Source organism: Sphingomonas sp. GC_Shp_6, from assembly GCF_026540835.1.
Taxonomy (GTDB): Bacteria; Pseudomonadota; Alphaproteobacteria; order Sphingomonadales; family Sphingomonadaceae; genus Sphingomonas.
This window is the reverse complement of the sequence record NZ_JALNUO010000003.1, coordinates 65,131-83,993: the sequence shown is the minus strand read 5'-3', so window position 1 is coordinate 83,993 and position 18,863 is coordinate 65,131. Positions and strand designations below refer to the sequence as shown.

At 67.2% G+C, this 18,863-nt stretch carries 16 protein-coding genes; 11 read left to right on the top strand and 5 right to left on the bottom strand.

Annotated elements, in window-relative coordinates:
• Positions 1-15: 15 nt before the first annotated feature.
• Genes OXQ95_RS04760 through OXQ95_RS04750 form a run of 3 tightly spaced genes read left to right on the top strand, consistent with a single transcriptional unit; the run spans position 16 to position 4,291 of the window.
• Positions 16-633 (top strand): DnaA/Hda family protein, encoded by a 618-nt coding sequence (locus OXQ95_RS04760; RefSeq protein ID WP_242095665.1) that lies wholly within the window; start codon positions 16-18, stop codon positions 631-633.
• Positions 630-2,792: an RNA degradosome polyphosphate kinase gene (locus OXQ95_RS04755; RefSeq protein WP_267380240.1), complete on the top strand. Its 2,163-nt coding sequence runs from the start codon at positions 630-632 to the stop codon at positions 2,790-2,792. The genes OXQ95_RS04760 and OXQ95_RS04755 overlap by 4 nt, the downstream gene beginning before the upstream one ends.
• The gene (locus tag OXQ95_RS04750) at positions 2,789-4,291 is read left to right on the top strand and encodes a Ppx/GppA family phosphatase (RefSeq protein WP_267380238.1); all 1,503 of its coding nucleotides are present in this window, start codon (positions 2,789-2,791) and stop codon (positions 4,289-4,291) included. The genes OXQ95_RS04755 and OXQ95_RS04750 overlap by 4 nt, the downstream gene beginning before the upstream one ends.
• A gap of 9 nt (positions 4,292-4,300) precedes the next feature.
• On the opposite strand, the gene rnd is transcribed toward OXQ95_RS04750, so the two are convergent.
• Positions 4,301-5,473, bottom strand: a complete 1,173-nt coding sequence (rnd, locus tag OXQ95_RS04745; protein WP_267380236.1) for a ribonuclease D — start codon at positions 5,471-5,473, stop codon at positions 4,301-4,303.
• Positions 5,474-5,538: 65 nt separating this feature from the next.
• On the opposite strand from rnd, the gene aspS reads away from it, so the two are divergent.
• On the top strand, positions 5,539-7,365 hold the full coding sequence (gene aspS, locus OXQ95_RS04740; protein ID WP_267380235.1) for an aspartate--tRNA ligase: 1,827 nt from the start codon (positions 5,539-5,541) through the stop codon (positions 7,363-7,365).
• Between the two features lie 48 nt (positions 7,366-7,413).
• On the opposite strand, the gene OXQ95_RS04735 is transcribed toward aspS, so the two are convergent.
• A complete protein-coding gene (locus tag OXQ95_RS04735; RefSeq protein ID WP_242095670.1) occupies positions 7,414-8,043 on the bottom strand; it encodes a carbonic anhydrase in 630 nt (209 codons plus the stop codon).
• A 53-nt stretch (positions 8,044-8,096) separates the two neighbouring features.
• On the opposite strand from OXQ95_RS04735, the gene lipA reads away from it, so the two are divergent.
• Both lipA and OXQ95_RS04725 read left to right on the top strand, forming a co-directional pair.
• A complete protein-coding gene (lipA, locus tag OXQ95_RS04730; RefSeq protein WP_267380232.1) occupies positions 8,097-9,026 on the top strand; it encodes a lipoyl synthase in 930 nt (309 codons plus the stop codon).
• On the top strand, positions 9,026-9,490 hold the full coding sequence (locus tag OXQ95_RS04725) for a type II toxin-antitoxin system RatA family toxin (RefSeq protein ID WP_242095672.1): 465 nt from the start codon (positions 9,026-9,028) through the stop codon (positions 9,488-9,490). The genes lipA and OXQ95_RS04725 overlap by 1 nt, the downstream gene beginning before the upstream one ends.
• On the opposite strand, the gene OXQ95_RS04720 is transcribed toward OXQ95_RS04725, so the two are convergent.
• The 3 genes from OXQ95_RS04720 to OXQ95_RS04710 are packed head-to-tail and all read right to left on the bottom strand — an operon-like array spanning position 9,445 to position 11,626.
• Positions 9,445-9,957, bottom strand: a complete 513-nt coding sequence (locus OXQ95_RS04720; RefSeq protein ID WP_242095673.1) for a CinA family protein — start codon at positions 9,955-9,957, stop codon at positions 9,445-9,447. The genes OXQ95_RS04725 and OXQ95_RS04720 overlap by 46 nt on opposite strands.
• On the bottom strand, positions 9,954-10,475 hold the full coding sequence (locus OXQ95_RS04715; protein ID WP_242095674.1) for a hypothetical protein: 522 nt from the start codon (positions 10,473-10,475) through the stop codon (positions 9,954-9,956). The genes OXQ95_RS04720 and OXQ95_RS04715 overlap by 4 nt, the downstream gene beginning before the upstream one ends.
• Positions 10,472-11,626, bottom strand: a complete 1,155-nt coding sequence (locus OXQ95_RS04710) for a bifunctional 2-C-methyl-D-erythritol 4-phosphate cytidylyltransferase/2-C-methyl-D-erythritol 2,4-cyclodiphosphate synthase (protein WP_267380229.1) — start codon at positions 11,624-11,626, stop codon at positions 10,472-10,474. The genes OXQ95_RS04715 and OXQ95_RS04710 overlap by 4 nt, the downstream gene beginning before the upstream one ends.
• Positions 11,627-11,705: 79 nt before the next feature.
• Between OXQ95_RS04710 and dusB the strand changes: the two genes are divergently transcribed.
• The 5 genes from dusB (at position 11,706) to OXQ95_RS04685 (ending at position 18,857) form a co-directional block, all read left to right on the top strand.
• A complete protein-coding gene (gene dusB / locus OXQ95_RS04705; RefSeq protein ID WP_267380228.1) occupies positions 11,706-12,704 on the top strand; it encodes a tRNA dihydrouridine synthase DusB in 999 nt (332 codons plus the stop codon).
• 49 nt (positions 12,705-12,753) lie between these two features.
• Positions 12,754-13,767, top strand: coding sequence for an ATP-binding protein (locus OXQ95_RS04700; protein WP_267380227.1), 1,014 nt, complete (start codon positions 12,754-12,756; stop codon positions 13,765-13,767).
• The gene (gene ntrC / locus OXQ95_RS04695) at positions 13,764-15,179 is read left to right on the top strand and encodes a nitrogen regulation protein NR(I) (protein WP_267380226.1); all 1,416 of its coding nucleotides are present in this window, start codon (positions 13,764-13,766) and stop codon (positions 15,177-15,179) included. Before OXQ95_RS04700 ends, ntrC begins: the two co-directional genes overlap by 4 nt.
• Before the next feature lie 73 nt (positions 15,180-15,252).
• Positions 15,253-17,481: an ATP-binding protein gene (locus OXQ95_RS04690; RefSeq protein WP_267380225.1), complete on the top strand. Its 2,229-nt coding sequence runs from the start codon at positions 15,253-15,255 to the stop codon at positions 17,479-17,481.
• On the top strand, positions 17,481-18,857 hold the full coding sequence (locus OXQ95_RS04685) for a sigma-54 dependent transcriptional regulator (protein ID WP_242095680.1): 1,377 nt from the start codon (positions 17,481-17,483) through the stop codon (positions 18,855-18,857). The genes OXQ95_RS04690 and OXQ95_RS04685 overlap by 1 nt, the downstream gene beginning before the upstream one ends.
• Positions 18,858-18,863: the final 6 nt, after the last annotated feature.

Below are 18,863 nucleotides of genomic sequence, written 5' to 3'. Positions count from 1 at the left end.
CCCGCCGGGACCCAGATGGCGCTTCCGCTGGACTGGCCAGCGGATCCGCGCGACGACGCCTTTCTCGTGACACCGTCCAACGCGCGCGCGGCGCATACGCTCGAACATTGGGCCACCTGGCCGGTGATGACGGCGGTGCTGACCGGCCCGCGCAAATCCGGCCGCAGCCTGCTCGCGCGAATCTTCGCCGCCAAGAGCGGCGGGACGATCGTCGACGATGCCGAGCGCCTGCCCGAGGCGCAGCTCTTCCATGCCTGGAACCGGGCGCAGGAGGCGCACCGGCCGCTGGTGATCGTCGCCGACGCCGCGCCCCCCTCCTGGTCGGTCAGGCTGCCCGATCTCCGCTCGCGCCTAGCCGCCAGCCCGATCGCCGCAATCGGCGCGCCCGACGACGAACTGGTCGTCGCGCTGCTCGCGCATCTGTTCCACCGCCGCGGGCTGGACGCGCGTGCCGATCTGATCGAGTGGCTGGCCAGCCGGATCGAACGGAGTCACATCGCCGTCATGCGGACGGTGGATATACTCGATCAGGAGGTGATGGAACGACGCAAGCGTCTGTCCATTCCCTTTGCACGAAGCACGCTTGCCGAGGCCGGCCTGATCGCCGTGCCCAACCCTGTCGAGGTACGATGACCCGTCCCGCTCACATCGCGCGCATCGCCGACGATGACGAACCCTTCGCCACCGACGCCACCGATCGCTATTTCAACCGCGAACTCTCCTGGCTCGCGTTCAATCGCCGCGTGCTCGAGGAGGCATGCAATGCCGCGCATCCGCTGCTGGAGCGGCTGCGCTTCCTCTCGATCTCGGGTTCCAATCTCGACGAGTTCTTCATGGTCCGCGTCGCGGGGCTGAAGGGGCAGCAGTTGCAGGACGTGGAGAAGCGCTCCGCCGACGGGCTGACGCCGTCGCAGCAGCTCAGTGGCATCACCGCCGCCGCCGATGCGTTGATGCTGAGCCAGCAGCAGGTCTGGAGCGATCTGCGCCTGCTGCTCGACGAGGCGCAGTTGTTCGTGCTCCGCCGCGACGAGATCGACGAAGAGGCGTCGGACTGGCTCGAGACGCATTTCCGCGAACAGATCTTCCCGATCCTGACGCCGCAGGCGCTCGACCCGGCGCACCCGTTTCCGTTCATCCCGAACAAGGGACTGTCGGTCATCTTCGATCTCGTCCGCCGGTCGGACAAGGAGCCGATCCGCGAGCTCGTGATGCTGCCCGCGACGATGGCGCGGTTCGTCCGCATTCCGGGCGAGGTCGCGCGCTATGTCGCGATCGAATCGATCCTGAAGCGGTTCGCACCGTTGCTGTTCCCCGGCTATGAGGTCCACGGCGCCGCGACGTTCCGCGTGCTGCGCGACAGCGATATCGAGATTGAGGAAGAGGCGGAGGATCTCGTCCGCTATTTCGCCAATGCCATCAAGCGCCGCCGCCGCGGCCGCGTGATCCGGCTGGAGCTGGAGACGGGCACCGCCGATGCGCTGGCCGCGGTGCTCAAGGACGAACTGGGCGGGGCGGACGCGATCATCACCGAAAGCGGCGATCTGCTCGGCATCGGCGATCTGGACGGGATCGTGGACGAGGATCGGCCGGACCTCAAATTTCCGCCCTTCTCGCCGCGCTTTCCCGAGCGGATCCGGGAATTCGGCGGTGACTGTTTCGCAGCGATCCAGTCGAAGGACATCGTCGTCCATCATCCGTACGAGACGTTCGAGGTGGTGCTCGCCTTCCTGAAACAGGCGGCGAACGATTCCGACGTGGTCGCGATCAAGCAGACGCTCTACCGCGCGGGCAAGCAATCCGCGGTCATCAACGCGCTGATCGCCGCGGCCGAAGCGGGCAAGTCTGTCACTGCTGTCGTGGAGCTGAAGGCGCGCTTCGACGAGGAGCAGAACATGCTCTGGGCCTCGGCGCTGGAGCGGGCGGGCGTCCAGGTCGTCTATGGCTTCATCGACTGGAAGACGCACGCGAAGGTGTCGATGGTCGTGCGGCGGGAGGGCGGTGCGTTTCGCACCTACTGCCATTTCGGCACCGGCAACTATCACCCGATCACCGCGCGGATCTACACCGATCTCAGCTTCTTCACCGCCGATGCGCGGATCGGGCGCGATGCGGCGCAGATGTTCAACTACATCACCGGCTATGTCGAGCCGGTGGACATGAACGTCATGAGCCTGTCGCCGCGCGACCTGCGTCCGCGGCTCGTCGGCCTGATCGACGCCGAGATCGCCAACGCGCATGCCGGCAGACCGGCCGCGATGTGGGCCAAGATGAACAGCCTGGTCGACCCCGCGATCATCGAGAAGCTGTACGAAGCCAGCAACGCCGGCGTCGAGATCGAGCTCATCATCCGCGGCATCTGCTGCCTGCGGCCGGGCGTCGAGGGCATGTCGGAGAATATCCGGGTGAAATCGATCGTCGGGCGGTTCCTCGAACACAGCCGCATCTGGGTGTTCGGCAACGGCAAGGCGCTGCCGAACGACGGCGCGCGGATCTTCATTTCGTCGGCCGACTGGATGCCGCGCAATTTCGACCGGCGCGTCGAATATATGCTGCCGATCGAGAACCCCACCGTTCACGACCAGATCCTGGACCAAGTGATGGTGGCCAATCTGATCGACAACGAGCAAAGCTGGGAGCTGGAACCGGACGGGAGCTATACGCGTGAGGTCCCCGGCGACAAACCGTTCAATCTTCACCGTTATTTCATGACCAATCCCTCGCTCTCGGGCCGGGGCGCGTCGCTCGCGACGGCCGGCTCGGTGCCGACGCTGTCGCTCAGGCGGCAACGTTGAGCATCCTCCCGCTCCGCAAGCCGGTCGTCGCCGCACCGCCTTCGGACGTGCAGCCGCGCACCGCGATCATCGACATCGGGTCCAACTCGATCCGTCTGGTCGTGTATCAGGGCCATGCGCGGCTGCCCGCGATCCTCTTCAACGAAAAGGTGCTGGCGGGGCTCGGGCGCAGCCTCGCGGTCAGCGGCAGCATCGATTCGCAGGCGATGGCGGCGGCGCATGTGGCGCTCGCGCGCTTCGCTGCGGTGGCACGCGCGATGGAGGTCACGAATCTGCGCACGGTGGCGACCGCCGCGGTGCGCGACGCGAAGAATGGCGGCGAACTGATCGCCGCGGCCCAGGCCTTGGGGCTTACGGTCGAGATGCTGTCGGGCAAGCAGGAGGCGCGCGCGGCGGGCGAGGGCGTGCTCTCCGCCATTCCGCAGGCCGACGGCATCGTCGGCGATCTCGGTGGCGGCAGCCTGGAGCTGGTCCGCGTTCGCGCCGGCAAGGTGGAGGACCGCGTGTCCTTCCCGCTCGGCGTGCTGCGTATCGCGGGGGCGCGTGCCAAGCGCGGCAAGGTGCTCGAACGGCTCGTCGCGCGGATGGTGCGCGAGGCGGGATGGACCGGAAAGGGCAAGGGGTTGCCGCTGTATCTCGTCGGCGGCTCATGGCGCGCGCTGGCGCGACTCGACATGACGCTCTCGGGCTATCCGCTGCCCGTGATCCACCAATATGTGATGACGCCGACGACCATCGCACAGCTCGGCCGGCGCGTGGCGCATTTGAGCAAGGCGCGGTTGAAATCGGTGGCGGGGCTGTCGTCGGGGCGCGCGGGAACGCTCGGCGACGCCACCGCATTGCTCGGCGTGCTGCTCCGCCAGATCGGCAGCAGCACGACCATCACCTCGGCGTTCGGCCTGCGCGAGGGGCTGCTCTATGGCGCGCTCGATGAGGAGACGAAGCGGCTCGACCCGTTGATCGTGGCGGCGCGCGAGGAGGGGCGGATCATCGGCCGCTTCCCCGAACATGGCGATCTGCTGGATGCGTGGATCGCGCCCCTATTCGCGGGCCAGCCGCTCGCCGTCGCGCGGCTCCGCCACACCGCTTGCCTGCTGGCGGATGTGGGCTGGCGCGCCAATCCCGAATTCCGCGCCGAACGCGGCGTCGAGGTCGCGCTTCACGGCAATTGGGTGGCGATCGAGGCGAGCGGTCGCGCGATGCTGGCCCAGGCCCTCTACACCAGCCTGGATGGCGGGATGACCGCGCCCGACCCGGTGGGGCAACTCGCGAGCGCGGCGGAATTGCGGATGGCGTCCGCCTGGGGCCTCGCGATGCGACTCGGCCAGCGACTGAGCGGCGGCCTTGCTGGCCCGCTCCAATGCTCGCGCCTCACGCTGGAAAACGGCATTCTGACACTCGCGCTCAAGGATGGCGCGCTTTACGGCGAGGCCGTCGAAAAACGCCATCAGGCGCTGGCGGCCTTGTGGCAGGTCAAGGCCGTCGTCCGCGATCTCTGAGGCGCCCGCTCAGCCGTCTTCGGTTCGCGTCATCTTCAACTTGCCGCCGATCACGGCGAAGGCGAGGCGCCCCTCCACCAGATCGAGCGCATCGCGGCCGAACTGATCGAACCGCCAGCCCTCCAGCATGGGCAGCCCCGTGCGCACGCCCGCCGCCAGCGCCTCCAGTTCCTCCGTCCGCGCCAGCAGCTTGGAGGCGACGTCGATGTCGCGCGACCGGATCTTCAGCAGCAGCTTCAGCAGATCGGCGACGAGCGAACCTTCCTTGCCCATGCCGGGCTTGCGATCGTCGCGCGGCGGCATCTCGTCCGCCGTCATCGGCACCGCGCCCTCGATGGCCGCCATCAGCCGCGCGCCGATCTCGTTGGCCGCCCAACTCGCCGAAAGCCCGCGCACCTTCGCCAAATCGGCCTGACGTTTGGGCGGATGGCCGGCGATGTCAGCGATCGTCTCGTCCTTGACGATGCGGCCGCGCGGCAGATCCTTGCCCTGCGCCTCCAGCTCGCGCCACCGGGCGATCGCGCGCAGCCGCCCGAGCAGATCGGGCTTCCGCCCCGAGACGCGCACGCGCTTCCATGCGAGCTCGGGATCGTTCGCGTAATTGGCGGGATCGCCCAGCCGCTCCATCTCCTGATCGAGCCAGGCACCGCGACCGGTCTTCTTCAAGCGTTCCAGCATCTTTGGGAAGATCTTGGCCAGATGCGTCACGTCGCCGATCGCATATTCGATCTGCCGCGCGTCGAGGGGCCGCCGCGACCAGTCCGTGAAGCGCGCTCCCTTGTCGACCGCGATGCCCAGCCAACTGTCGACCAGGTTCGAATAGCCGATCTGCTCGCCTTGCCCCAGCGCCATCGCCGCCACCTGCGTGTCGAACAGCGGGTGCGGCGTCTTGCCGGTCAGATTGTAGACGATCTCCAGATCCTGACCGCCCGCATGCACGACCTTCAGCACGTCCTCATTGTCGACCAGCAGGTCGAGCAATGGCTTCAGATCGATGCCCGGCGCCATGGGGTCGATCGCCGCGGCCTCGTTCGTATCGGCGATCTGGATCAGGCAGAGTTCAGGGTAATAAGTGCTCTCGCGCATGAATTCGGTGTCGACGCACACGAAGTCGGCTTCGGCCAGGCGGGTACACAGGTTCGCGAGCGTCGCGCTGTCGGTGATGAGCGGATGGATATGCATCGCCCGTCCATAGCGAGGGTCGTTCGGGTTGACAAAGGCGGGTCGGGCGAGGAAGCGCGGCGCCCATGAGCACCACCCTGCACGCCTACCGCACGCACACCTGCGCCGATCTCCGCCCCGAACAGGTCGGCCAGACGGTCCGCCTCTCCGGCTGGGTCCACAAGAAGCGCGATCATGGCGATCTCGTCTTCATCGATCTGCGCGATCATTACGGCATCACCCAGATCGTCACCGATGTGAGCGGCCCCGCCTTCGCCGTGATCGAGAAGCTGAAGAACGAAAGCGTCGTGACGATCACCGGCATGGTGACGGCACGCGCCGCGGACGTGGTGAACCCCAATCTTCCGACCGGCGCAATCGAAGTGCGCGCCGCCGAGGCCGTCGTCCAGTCCGCCGCGCAGGAACTGCCGATGCCGGTGGCGGGCGACGCCGAATATCCCGAGGATATCCGGCTCCGCTACCGCTATCTCGATCTTCGCCGCGAGCGGGTCCATGCCAATATCATGCTGCGCTCCAAGGTCATCACCTCGCTGCGCCGGCGGATGGAAGGGCAGGGCTTCACCGAGTTCCAGACGCCCATTCTCACCGCGTCGAGCCCCGAGGGCGCACGCGATTATCTGGTGCCGAGCCGCGTCCATCCCGGCCGCTTCTACGCGCTGCCCCAGGCGCCCCAGATGTTCAAACAATTGCTGATGGTGGCGGGCTTCGACCGCTATTTCCAGATCGCGCCCTGTTTTCGCGACGAGGACGGCCGCGCCGACCGCAGCCCGGGCGAATTCTACCAGCTCGATTTCGAGATGAGCTTCGTGACGCAGGAGGATGTGTTCCAGGCGATCGAACCCGTCCTGCACGGCGTGTTCGAGGAATTCGCCGGCGAACGCTCGGTGTCGCCGAGCCCGTTCGTTCGCATCCCCTATCGCGAATCGATGCTGAAATATGGCAGCGACAAGCCCGATCTGCGCAACCCGATCGTCATCACCGACGTGTCGGAGCATTTCCGCGGCAGCGGCTTCGGCCTGTTCGACCGGATCGTTTCGGGCGGTGACGTGGTGCGCGCGATCCCCGCGCCGGGCACGGCGGGCAAGAGCCGCAAATTCTTCGACGATCTGAACGAATGGGCGCGCAGCGAGGGCCATGCCGGCCTCGGCTACATCACGCAGAAGAACGGCGAACTGGGCGGCCCCATCGCCAAGAACCATGGCGAGGAGGCGACGCGCAAGCTGATCGCGGACCTGGGACTCGGCCCCGATGACGGCATCGTCTTCGCCGCGGGCAAGGAACTCGCCGCGGCCAAGCTCGCGGGCGCGGCGCGCACCCGGATCGGTCAGCAACTGGAACTGATCGACGAAAATCGCTTCGAATTCTGCTGGATCGTCGATTTTCCGATGTTCGAATATGACGAAGACGCCAAGAAGGTCGACTTCAGCCACAACCCGTTCTCGATGCCGCAAGGCGAGATCGCGGCGCTGGAAAGCCAGGATCCGCTCGACATTCTTGCTTACCAATATGACATCGTCTGCAACGGCGTGGAACTCTGCTCGGGCGCGATCCGCAACCACAAGCCCGAGATCATGTACAAGGCGTTCGCGATCGCCGGCTATAGCCAGACCGATGTCGACACCAATTTCGCAGGCATGATCAACGCGTTCAAATATGGCGCCCCGCCGCATGGCGGTGCCGCACCGGGCGTCGATCGGATCGTGATGTTGCTGGCGAACGAGCCCAATATTCGCGAGGTGACGCTGTTCCCGCTCAACCAGCGCGCCGAGGATCTGATGATGGGCGCGCCGAGCTTCGTGAGCGCCAAGCAGTTGCGCGAACTGAACCTGCGCTCGACGGCGGAAGTGGGCAAGCCGGTCGACAAGCTGGTGGCGCCGAACGCGGCGAACTGATCGAACGGCGCCGCTGCGTCGCCTTGGATGCGACGCAGCGGCGCTGCCTCAGGCGGCCTCGAACGCGCCGTCGTCGCCCAGGATGCGCAACTTGCCATCGGCGATCGCGAACACCGCGCCGTGCAGCGTCAGCGTGCCGGCCTCGATCCGTTCCTTGACGAACGGGAACGTCTGGAGGTTGGCGATCGACACCTTCACGCCCTCCTGCTCCAGCGCTTCCTGACCTTCGGCGCCGGTGCCATGCTCCGCGACGACGCGCTCGCGCGCCTCGTCCAGCAGCTTGATCCATGCGGCCACGAAACCGCCTTCGCCTGGGCGTGCATCGGTGAGGGCGCCCGAGAGCGACGCCTTCACGCCGCCGCATTGGCCATGACCGAGAACGAGGATCTCCTCGACCTCCAGGCTGGTGACGGCGAATTCGAGCGCGGCGGAAACGCCGTGCAGACCGCCGCTCGGATCGAACGGCGGCACGAGATTGGCGACGTTGCGGACGACGAACACCTCGCCCGGCCGCGTGCCGAAGATGGTGGCGGGATCGACGCGGCTGTCGGAACAGGCGATCACCATGATCCGCGGCGTCTGCCCGCCCGCCAGCTCGTTCCACCGTTCACGCTCGTCGATCCACTCGTTACCGCGAAAGCGATAATAGCCGTCGATCAGATCCTTGAACTTTCTCATCCCACAAAAGCCCTTCGTTGTTTCGGCGCGTCACAGGCGCTATCTGCCCATGCATGAACGCCATGCCCCCTCTTCCGGCTCCCACCCGGCAACGCAAGCCCGACTGGATCCGCGTCAAGGCACCCACCTCCGCCGGTTTCGCCAAGACGCGCGAGCTGATGCGGTCGAAAAGCCTGACGACGGTATGCGAAGAGGCGGCTTGCCCGAATATCGGCGAATGCTGGTCGAAGAAGCACGCCACGGTGATGATCCTGGGGGACACGTGCACCCGCGCCTGTGCCTTCTGCAACGTCAAGACCGGCATGCCGCGCGCGGTGGATCCGATGGAGCCGCAGAATGTGGCCGATGCCGCGCTGCAGATGGGGCTGCAGCACATCGTCATCACCTCGGTCGATCGCGACGATCTGCCCGACGGCGGCGCATCGCAGTTCGTGAAGGTGATCGACGCGCTGCGCCGCACGACGCCCCACACCACGATCGAGATCCTGACACCCGATTTCCGCAACAAGGCGCAGGCCGCGGTGGAGTCGATCATCGCCGCGCGGCCCGACGTCTATAACCACAATCTGGAGACGGTGCCGCGGCTCTATCCCACCATCCGCCCCGGCGCGCGCTATTACGCGTCGCTGCGCCTGCTGGAGAGCGTGAAGCGTCATGATCCGTCGATCTTCACCAAATCGGGCGTGATGCTGGGGCTGGGCGAGGAACGGCTGGAGATCCATCAGGTGATGGACGACATGCGCTCGGCCGACATCGACTTCCTGACGATGGGCCAATATCTGCAACCCACCCCGCGCCATGCGAAGGTCGCCGAGTTCGTGACGCCCAAGGCGTTCGACGCCTATGCCGGAATTGCACGCGCCAAAGGCTTTCTGCTGGTGGCATCGTCGCCTCTCACCCGTTCGAGCTATCATGCCGGCGACGACTTCGCGCGCCTGCGCGCCGCGCGCGACGCCAAGCTCGGCCGTTCGCGCGCGGCCTGATGCCCAAGCACCACGAGACGCGGCATCTGCCCTACACCGCCGAACAGATGTTCGATCTGGTCGCCGATGTCGGCCGCTACGCCGAATTCCTGCCCTGGGTCATCGCGATGCGCGTCCGCAGCGACACGCCGACCGATACGCTGGCGGACATGGTCGTCGGCTTCAAGGGCTTGCGAGAAACCTTCACGTCACGCGTCGAGAAGGTCCGTCCCGACACGATCATGGTGGATTATGTCGACGGGCCGCTCAAATATCTGCGCAACGAATGGCGGTTCCGCAACGAGCCGGGCGGCTGCGCGGTGGAGTTCAGCGTGGATTTCGCGTTCAAGAACCGCATGTTCGAGATGCTGGCCGGCCAGGTGTTCGGTGCCGCCCTGCGGCGGATGATCGGGGCGTTCGAAGAACGGGCCGCCGTCCTCTACGGCGTCGGCAACAGCAGTTCGAGCGCGCACAGCGCCGCTTGAAGGCGGATGCCGCCGCGGCCGATCTCGCCGAAGTCGCGGCGATCGGCATGGACGTCGGACGGATCGCCGCCGCGCTCGGCGCGCGCGAACACCACCGTGCCGACCGGCTTCTTCGCGCTGCCGCCGCCGGGGCCGGCGACTCCGGTGATCGCGACCGCGACATCGGCCCCGGATTGCGCCAGCGCGCCCTGCGCCATCCGCCACGCCACCGCGATCGAAACCGCGCCGAACGTGTCGAGCACATCCGCGCTCACCCCCAGCAGCGCCATTTTGGCGTCGTTCGAATAGGTGACGATCCCCGCCTCGAACACGTCGGACGATCCCGGCAATTCGGTAAGCGCCGCCGAGACGAGCCCGCCGGTGCAGCTCTCGGCTACGGCGACCGTGCGGCCAAGCGCGCGATTGGCCTCGATGACGCGCCGCGCGGCGTCGACGAGCTCGGGTGGCAGGATCGTATCCATCGTCATCGTCCGTCCGTGCACAGCGGCAGGTCAGGCACCGCGACGTTCTTGCCGCGCGCCTTCTGCGTCTTGAGATAGCGAAGCGTCGCGACGACGATCCCGGCGGTGTTGCGCGGCGGGAGCGGATCGAGCAGCGTCACTAGCCGGTCGATCGTGCCGCAATCCTGCACCGCGATCCTTCCGACGATCAGCGGCACGATCGTGGTGACGATCAGCGGCCGGGCATATTCCGACTGGAGCAGGATCTCGACCATCGGATCGCTGAGCTTGACGATCGCACCGCGTGCCGCCGGCCATGCCCGGTCGGCCTCGGCCTGATAGCGGCCGATCATCGCGCCCTCAGGCTGGCGGATCAGGCTGGAAGGCGGCAATTGCGCCGCACAGACCCGGCCCGTCTCGCGCAGGATATCGGGCAGCGCGACGAGCGCCATTGCCTCCGCATCGCCTTCGGTCAGGCACTTCGTCTGCGCGGTCGCAGGAGCCGCGAGCGCCAGCGCCGCGATCAACGCGACGAGGCGCTTCATCGCGGCTGTTCCGGCAGCCGAACCGACGCGGCAGCCTGCGCGGCGATGCCCTCGCCGCGGCCCGTAAAGCCGAGGCGTTCCGTAGTGGTCGCCTTCACGCTCACGCGTTCGGGCGAGATTTCCAGCAACGCCGCGATGCGCGAGACCATCGCGGCACGGTGTGGGCCGATCTTCGGCGCCTCGCACATCAGCGTCAGGTCCACGAAATCGATTCGGCCGCCCTTGTCCGTGACGAGCTTGGCGGCGTGGCGCAGAAACCGGGCGGAGTCGGCGCCCTTCCACTGCGGGTCGCTGGGCGGGAAATGCGTGCCGATGTCCCCCGCCGCGATCGTGCCGAGCAGTGCGTCGGTGATCGCGTGAAGCGCGACGTCGGCGTCGCTATGGCCGGACAGCCCCTTGTCGTGCGGGATCAGCACGCCGCCGAGCCAAAGCTCTTCGCCGGTTTCGAGCCGGTGCACGTCGAAGCCGGTGGCGGTGCGGAATTCCCAGGCGATCCGCGCCTCGGCTGCGGCGAAATCCTGCGGGTATGTGACCTTGTCGAGCATCGGATCGCCCTGCACCAAAGCGACGCTGCCGCCAAGCCGGCGCACCATCTGCGCGTCGTCGGTCGCGGCTTCGTCCGCCGGCCACGCGGCATGGGCGCGCCGCAGCGTCTCCAGACGGAAACCCTGTGGCGTCTGTATACGGACGAGACCGGTACGATCCACCACCGCGCCGAGCAGCGCATCGCCCCGCGCCAAGGTGTCGGCCACCTCCAGCACCGGCGTGGCGCCGTCGTGCGTGTCCAGCGCGGCCAGCACGCCATCGATGACCGCAGCCGGGACGAAGGGTCGGGCGGCATCATGGATCAGCACATGATCCGCACCCATTCGCGTCGCCTCCGCCAGTCCGTTCGCCGCCGACTCCTGGCGCGTGGCGCCACCCAGGACGAAATCCACATTGCCAAGCGCCGCACGGAGGCGCGGTTCGTCGCCACGGGCGATCACCACGAGCACGCCGTCGATCCCGGCATGGCCGGCGAACGTGGCATGGGCATGCGCGATCATTGGCCGGCCCGCCACGGCGGCATATTGTTTGGGAACATCGCCGCCGGCTCGGCTGCCCGAGCCGGCCGCGACGATCAGCGCGATGGTGCGCGGTTGGTCGGTCATGCGCCGTCTTTAGCCATCCCGGCGGCGCCTTGCCAGCACCGCCATCTTCGCGTATCTGCCCATTTTTCAGGCAGTATCGATGCGCAATCTCGCTCCTCTCCAGATCGGCCCCGTCCGGATCGAAAGCCCCGTCGTGCTCGCGCCGATGACGGGCGTGACCGACATGCCGTTTCGCACGCTCGTCCGCCGCTATGGCTCGGGGCTGAACGTCACCGAGATGATCGCGAGCCAGGCGATGATCCGCGAGACGCGGCAGTCGCTGCAAAAGGCGGCGTGGCACGCGACCGAGGAGCCGGTCTCGATGCAGCTCGCAGGCTGCACTCCGCGCGAGATGGCGGAGGCGGCCAAGCTGAACGCCGATCGCGGCGCGGCGATCATCGACATCAACATGGGCTGCCCCGTGCGCAAGATCGTCAATGGCGATGCCGGATCGGCGCTGATGCGCGACATTCCGCTCGCCGCGGCGATCATCGACGCGACCGTTCGGGCCGTGAACGTGCCGGTCACGCTCAAGATGCGGATGGGTTGGTGCCACGATAGCCTGAACGCGCCCGAATTGGCACGCATCGCCGAGGATCTGGGCGTGAAGCTCATCACCGTGCACGGCCGCACACGCAACCAGATGTACAAGGGCACCGCGGACTGGGCGTTCATCCGCCGCGTCAAGGATGCCGTGTCCGTGCCGGTTATCGCCAACGGCGACATCTGCACGGTCGAGGATGCCGAAGCGGCCCTCGATCAGTCGGGCGCCGACGGTGTGATGATCGGCCGCGGCGCCTATGGCCGGCCGTGGCTGCTGGGGCAGGTGATGGCGTATCTGGCGACCGGCCGGCGCGTGCCCGATCCGTCGCTCGACGAACAATATCGCGTCATCGCCGAGCATTATGATGCGATGCTCGATCATTATGGCGACGAAACCGGCGTCAACATGGCCCGCAAGCATATCGGCTGGTACACGCGCGGGCTGCACGGATCGGCCGAGTTCCGCAACCGCGTGAACCAGATCGCCGACCCGAAGGTGGTGAAGGCCATGCTCGCGGAATTCTACGCGCCCTGGCGCCAGCTTGCTGCCGCCTGAAGCAGCCCGGGTGGGGACGGGGCGGGGGCGCCCGGGGTTCGGCGAACTCATGGCCGCGCTTCCCGTGGCCGTGATCGTGATCGATCCGGACGACCGCATCGCCCATGCCAATGCGCAGGCCGAACAACTGCTCAACTTGTCCGAACGGCTGATGCTGGGGCAACCGCTCAGCGCGATCATGCCGTCGCCGCCCGCCGCCCAGGGTCTCGATCGCCAAGCGCTGGCCGTGTTCGACGTGGAGATCGCGACCGTGCGCGGGGTGAAGCTGCGCGTCGATTTCGCCGAAGCCGAGATCGCCGATCATCCCGGGTGGCGCGCCATAGTGCTTCACCATGCGGCCAGCGCGCGCCGGCTCGGCCATTCGGCCGACCGGGCCGGCGGTGCCCGCGCGGCGGTCGGCGCAGCCGCCATGCTCGCGCACGAGATCAAGAACCCGCTTTCGGGCATCCGCGGTGCTGCGCAGTTGTTGGGCGCCGGCGAACTCACCACGCTCATCACCACCGAAGTCGATCGGATCGCCGCGTTGATCGATCGCATGCAGGATTTCAGCGACACGCGTCCGCTGCCGCTGGCGGGCGAGAACATCTATCCGCTGCTCAGCCACGCCCGCGCGCTGGCACTGGCGGGGTTCGCGCGCGGGATCAGCGTGGAGGAACGATTCGATCCGTCGCTGCCGCCCGCACGGATCAACCGCGACGCGCTCTTGCAGATCCTCATCAACCTTCTGAAGAACGCGCGCGAAGCCGTTCGCAACGAACGTCATCCCCGGATCGTGGTGACCACCGCCTATCGCCATGGGCTCGCGCTCAGTCTCGCACCCGGCAAGCCGCGCCGCCCCTTGCCGATCGAGATCTGCGTGATGGACAACGGGCCAGGCGCACCCGCCGACATCGCCGAACACCTCTTCGATCCGTTCATCTCGGGCCGCCCGGAAGGCCGGGGTCTCGGGCTGGCTCTGGTCGACAAGTTGACCCACGACATGGAAGGCATCGTGCAATATGCGCGAGAAGGCGAGACGCCGATGACCGTGTTCCGCCTGCTACTGCCCAGGGCGGCGGCATGACGCGCGTGCTGGTGGTGGACGACGACGCGGCGATCCGCACCGTCGTGGCGCAGGCGCTGCGCCGCGAGGGCCATGAGGTGGTGCCCGTCGAAAGTCTCGCGCGGATGGAGCAGGCACTGTCGCAGGCGCTTCCCGACGTGCTCGTCACCGATGTCGTTCTGCCCGACGGCGACGGCCTCGAACGTGCCCGGGACGTGGCGATCCGCTATCCTCAGTTGCCGATCATCATCCTATCGGCCCAGAACACGCTGACCACCGCGGTGCGTGCGGCGGAGGTCGGCGCGTACGACTATCTGCCCAAGCCGTTCGATCTGGACGTGCTCGCGCGTGCCGTGCGCGGCGCGCTGGCGCGCGGCGCTCTGGCCGCGGACGAAGGGCTCGGCGCGGACGATCGCGCGCTGCCGCTGATCGGCCGGTCGCCGGCGATGCAGGACGTGTATCGCACCATCGCGCGTGTCGTGTCGAACGACCTGACCGTGCTCGTGTCCGGCGAGTCGGGGACGGGCAAGGAGCTGGTGGCGCGCGCCATCCACGATCTGGGGCAGCGCCGCGGCGGCCCGTTCGTCGCGATCAACATGGCCGCGATCCCGCGCGAATTGATCGAGGCGGAGCTGTTCGGCCATGAGCGCGGGGCGTTCACCGGCGCCGCAGCGCGCAGCGCGGGCCGCTTCGAGCAAGCCGCCGGGGGCACGCTGTTCCTCGACGAGATCGGCGACATGCCGATGGACGCCCAAACGCGTCTGCTGCGCGTGCTGCAATCGGGAGAGTTCACCAGCGTCGGTGGCGCGCGGTCGATCCGCGCCGATGTGCGGATCGTCGCGGCGACCAACCGGGCGCTGGCGCAGGCCGTGGCAGACGGGCAGTTTCGCGAGGACCTGTTCTACCGGCTGAACGTCGTGCCGATCGCGTTGCCGCCCTTGCGCGAACGCCATCACGACATCGCGCTGCTGGCCCGGCATTTCCTCGATCACGCCGCGAACGAAGGTCTGCCGCGCCGCCAATTGGCCGCAGAGGCGATCGCGGCGCTCGAGGCGTATGACTGGCCGGGCAATGTGCGCGAGCTCGAAAATCTGATGCGGCGCCTGGCCGTGCTGGCCCGGGACGAGCGGATCGATGCGGAAGCGGTGCGCGGCATGATCGGCGGCAGCGCGCCGGCGATCGAGACGGCCGATACGGGGATCGCCGACGCGGTTCGCGCCCTGATCGAGCGGATCGCGCGCGAGCGCCCCGGTGCGCTCGACGATGGCAGCCTTTACGACCGGGTGATCGGCGAGGTCGAGCGGCCCTTGATCGAGGCGATGCTCGCGCGCCATGGCCGCAACCAGCTTCGTGCGGCGCGCGCGCTCGGGATCAATCGCAACACGTTGCGCAAGCGGCTGGATACGCTGGGCATCAGCACCGAACCGGGATGAAAGGGCCCATCCCTGCATCGATTGCGACAGATTGTGGTTTCGCGGCAACGGTCGACGTTGTATCGCAGCAACGATGATCGCCGACGCGACGCCCTACATCGACGACGACGAGCAGCCCGCACGCTTCTCGATCACGCCTGCCTTGGAGCTGATCGTGCTGGGCGTGGCCGGCGCGATCGCGGTGGCGAGCTATTTCGTCATCTCGGGCAGTTCGCAGAAACTCCTTGCGCCGCCCTTAGTCGCGTTGTTGCTCGTGGCCAATCTGGTGCCCGGCGTTGCGCTGCTGATGCTGTTTGGCCGGCGTGTCGCTCATCGGCGCGCGATCGCCTCGCAAGTGGGGGGGCGCGGTCAGCTTCATGTTCGTCTGGTGGTGCTGTTTTCGACGCTCGCCGCCGTACCGATGATCCTAGTGACGATCTTTGCGTCGCTGCTCTTCCAATATGGGGTGGAATTCTGGTCGTCGGATCGCGCGCGGGGTATGCTTCAGAACGCCTCGACGCTCGTGCGCGAAAATTACCGCGCAGAGGTCGCGCGCGTGACGAGCGAGACCCGAGCGATGGGCAACGATGTCGCGCTCGATCTGCGTGACCTGCCGATCGACAGCCTGAAATTTCAGCAGCATCTGTTCTTGCAGACGTTCCAGCGCAATCTGTCAGAGGCGATGATCCTCAAGCGCGGCGAACGCAATCCGCTTGCCGTGCTCAACCCGTATGGAAGGCCGCTCAGCAACATCGTGACGCCGGAAATGATGGATCTGGTCGATCATGGTGCGCCCTTCCTGGTAGTACAGCCTTCCGGGCGGATCGGCGTGCTGGTGCCGCTAGCCTATGGCACGCGGACCTATCTCTATGCGGCGCGGGTATTCGACGAGCAGCTCGCCTCGCAATTGCGGCGGGGCAACGCGATCCTCGCGGATTATGATTCGCTCCAGTCACGGTCGCGGAGCCTGCAGCTTCAGTTCAACGGCGCGCTGTTGCTGGGATCGCTGCTGATCGTAGGGATTGCCGTGTGGGTCGCGCTTACCGTGGCGGATCGACTCGTCCGTCCCGTCGGCGAACTGGTCGACGCCGCGCGGCGTGTGGAAGGCGGGGACCTTACCGCGCGCGTGCCCGATCCCCGCACGCGTGATGAAGTCGGCACGCTCGCCAAGGCGTTCAACCAGATGACGGGGCGACTTCAGGAGCAGAACACCGCGCTCGTGACCGCCAATGATCAGCTCGACAGCCGTCGCGCGCTGATCGAAGCCGTGATGAGCGGCGTGTCGGCGGGGGTGATCGCCACGACGCCCGATGGAATCGTGAGGATCGCGAACAGTTCGGCCGCGGCCTTGCTCCACGCCGGCGATGACGGGCTTGCCGGACAGCCGCTGGCGGCACGCGCACCCGAACTCGGCGCGCTGATCGTGGAAGGTGCGCGCGAAGCAATCGTCCAGGTGGGGGAGGGTGCCGAGGCCCGAACGCTTGCAGTGCGGATCGCCCGGACGGACGCCGGGCCGATCCTCACCTTCGACGATATCACGCAGCAATTGCTCGATCAGCGGCGGGCCGCCTGGTCCGACGTCGCCCGGCGGATCGCGCACGAGATCAAGAATCCGCTGACGCCGATCCAGCTGGCGGCCGAACGCCTCCAGCGCCGCTATGGCGCCAAGATCGAGGGCGACGATGGCACGTTCACGCGGTTGACGGACACGATCGTTCGGCAGGTGGGCGATTTGCGGCGGATGGTCGACGAATTCTCGTCGTTCGCGCGCATGCCCAAGCCCGTATTCCGCGAGGAATCGCTGGTCGATGCGGCACGCCAGGCGCTGTTCCTGCACGAGGTCGCGCACCCCGGTATCCGTTTCGCGCTGGTGCACGACGATCCCGGTCCCAATCTCGTTTGCGATCGGCGCCAGATCGGCCAGGCGCTGACCAATATCGTCAAGAACGCGGTCGAGGCGATCGAAGCGAAAGGCGGCGACGGCGGCACGGTGACGATGACGCTCACCGAAGAGCCCGGGCACGGCATCGGGATCGCGGTCGCGGACTCGGGCGTCGGCCTTCCTGCCGAGCGGGATCGGATCATCGAACCCTATATGACGACGCGCGCGCGCGGCACCGGGCTGGGGCTCGCGATCGTCAAGAAGATCATCGAGGAACATCATGGGACGATCCAGTTTTCGGACCGCCCCGGCGGCGGCACGGTCGTCACGATGATGTTCGACGTGGCCGCACTCGCTGCGCTCGATCAGGGGGCGTCGACGCCCGAGCTGGCAGGGGAGGGCCAGCTCGCTGCACTTACTCGAAACCGGATGATGGGCTGATGGCACTCGATATTCTCGTCGTGGATGACGAACGCGACATCCGCGAGCTCGTCGCCGGCGTGCTGGAGGACGAGGGCTATGGCACGCGTTCCGCCGGCGACAGCGACTCCGCGCTGGAAGCCATCGCCGTACGGCGGCCCTCGCTCGTGCTGCTGGATGTGTGGCTTCAGGGATCGCGGCTCGACGGGCTCGAACTGCTGGAGGAGATCAAGCGGCGCGATCCCTCGATCCCGGTGCTGGTGATCTCGGGCCATGGCAGCATCGACACGGCGGTGGCCGCGATCCGGCGCGGCGCGGTCGATTTCATCGAAAAGCCGTTCGAGGCCGAACGCCTGCTGCTGATGGTGGAACGCGCCACCGAGACCGAGCGACTGAAACGCGAAGTCGCGTCGTTGCGCGCCAGTGTGGGCCGCGAGGATGATCTGACCGGCAGTTCGGGCGCCATCAACGGCGTTCGCGCGACGTTGAAGCGGGTGGCGGGAACGGGCAGCCGCGTGCTGCTGATGGGCGGCGCCGGCGTCGGCAAGGAGGTCGCCGCCCGCCTGCTCCACGGCTGGAGCCAGCGCGTGAGCGCGCCGTTCGTGATCGTCAGCGCGGCGCGGATGACGCCCGAACGGGTCGACGAGGAGCTGTTCGGCGTCGAGGAAAGCGGCGATCTCGTGCGCCCCGGCCTTTTCGAGCAGGCGCATGGCGGCACGCTGTTCCTCGACGAGATCGCCGACATGCCCATCGCGACGCAGGCGCGGATCCTGCGCGTGTTGACCGACCAGAGCTTCAGCCGGGTCGGGGGTACGCGCACGGTGAAGGTCGATGTGCGCGTCGTCTCTGCCACCGCGCGCGATCTGGTCGAAGAAATCGCCGCCGGGCGGTTTCGCGAAGATCTCTATTACCGGCTCAACGTCGTGCCCGTCGTCATCCCGCCGCTGGCCGACCGGCGCGAAGACATCCCCGCGCTCGTCGCGCATTTTCTCGCGCATTACGCCTCGGAACGTCGCGTGCCGACGCCGGAGATCGCGCCCGATGCGGTGGTGGCGATGCAATCCTATGATTGGCCGGGCAATGTCCGCCAGTTGCGCAACGTGGTGGAGCGGACGATCATCCTCGCGCCGGGCGACCGGGTCGGCCGGATCGACCTCGACATGCTGCCCGCCGAGGTTCTGGGAGAACAGGCGAGTGGCGGCGGCGGCGGCTCGGGCGCGATCATGGGCACGCCGCTGCGCGAAGCCCGCGAGACGTTCGAACGCGAATATCTGCGGGTGCAGATCCGGCGCTTCTCGGGCAATATCTCCCGAACTGCGAGCTTCATCGGGATGGAGCGATCCGCGCTTCACCGCAAACTGAAGCTGCTCGGCATCACCGAAACGCGTGACGATTGAGGGCGT

Coding starts and splice junctions, on each gene's coding strand:
- OXQ95_RS04760 (WP_242095665.1), top strand. CDS start 16: ATGGCGCTTCCGCTGGACTGGCCAGCGGATCCGCGCGACGACGCCTTT.
- OXQ95_RS04755 (WP_267380240.1), top strand. CDS start 630: ATGACCCGTCCCGCTCACATCGCGCGCATCGCCGACGATGACGAACCC.
- rnd (WP_267380236.1), bottom strand. CDS start 5,473: ATGCATATCCATCCGCTCATCACCGACAGCGCGACGCTCGCGAACCTG.
- aspS (WP_267380235.1), top strand. CDS start 5,539: ATGAGCACCACCCTGCACGCCTACCGCACGCACACCTGCGCCGATCTC.
- OXQ95_RS04735 (WP_242095670.1), bottom strand. CDS start 8,043: ATGAGAAAGTTCAAGGATCTGATCGACGGCTATTATCGCTTTCGCGGT.
- lipA (WP_267380232.1), top strand. CDS start 8,097: ATGAACGCCATGCCCCCTCTTCCGGCTCCCACCCGGCAACGCAAGCCC.
- OXQ95_RS04725 (WP_242095672.1), top strand. CDS start 9,026: ATGCCCAAGCACCACGAGACGCGGCATCTGCCCTACACCGCCGAACAG.
- OXQ95_RS04720 (WP_242095673.1), bottom strand. CDS start 9,957: ATGACGATGGATACGATCCTGCCACCCGAGCTCGTCGACGCCGCGCGG.
- OXQ95_RS04715 (WP_242095674.1), bottom strand. CDS start 10,475: ATGAAGCGCCTCGTCGCGTTGATCGCGGCGCTGGCGCTCGCGGCTCCT.
- OXQ95_RS04710 (WP_267380229.1), bottom strand. CDS start 11,626: ATGACCGACCAACCGCGCACCATCGCGCTGATCGTCGCGGCCGGCTCG.
- dusB (WP_267380228.1), top strand. CDS start 11,706: ATGCGCAATCTCGCTCCTCTCCAGATCGGCCCCGTCCGGATCGAAAGC.
- OXQ95_RS04700 (WP_267380227.1), top strand. CDS start 12,754: ATGGCCGCGCTTCCCGTGGCCGTGATCGTGATCGATCCGGACGACCGC.
- ntrC (WP_267380226.1), top strand. CDS start 13,764: ATGACGCGCGTGCTGGTGGTGGACGACGACGCGGCGATCCGCACCGTC.
- OXQ95_RS04690 (WP_267380225.1), top strand. CDS start 15,253: ATGATCGCCGACGCGACGCCCTACATCGACGACGACGAGCAGCCCGCA.
- OXQ95_RS04685 (WP_242095680.1), top strand. CDS start 17,481: ATGGCACTCGATATTCTCGTCGTGGATGACGAACGCGACATCCGCGAG.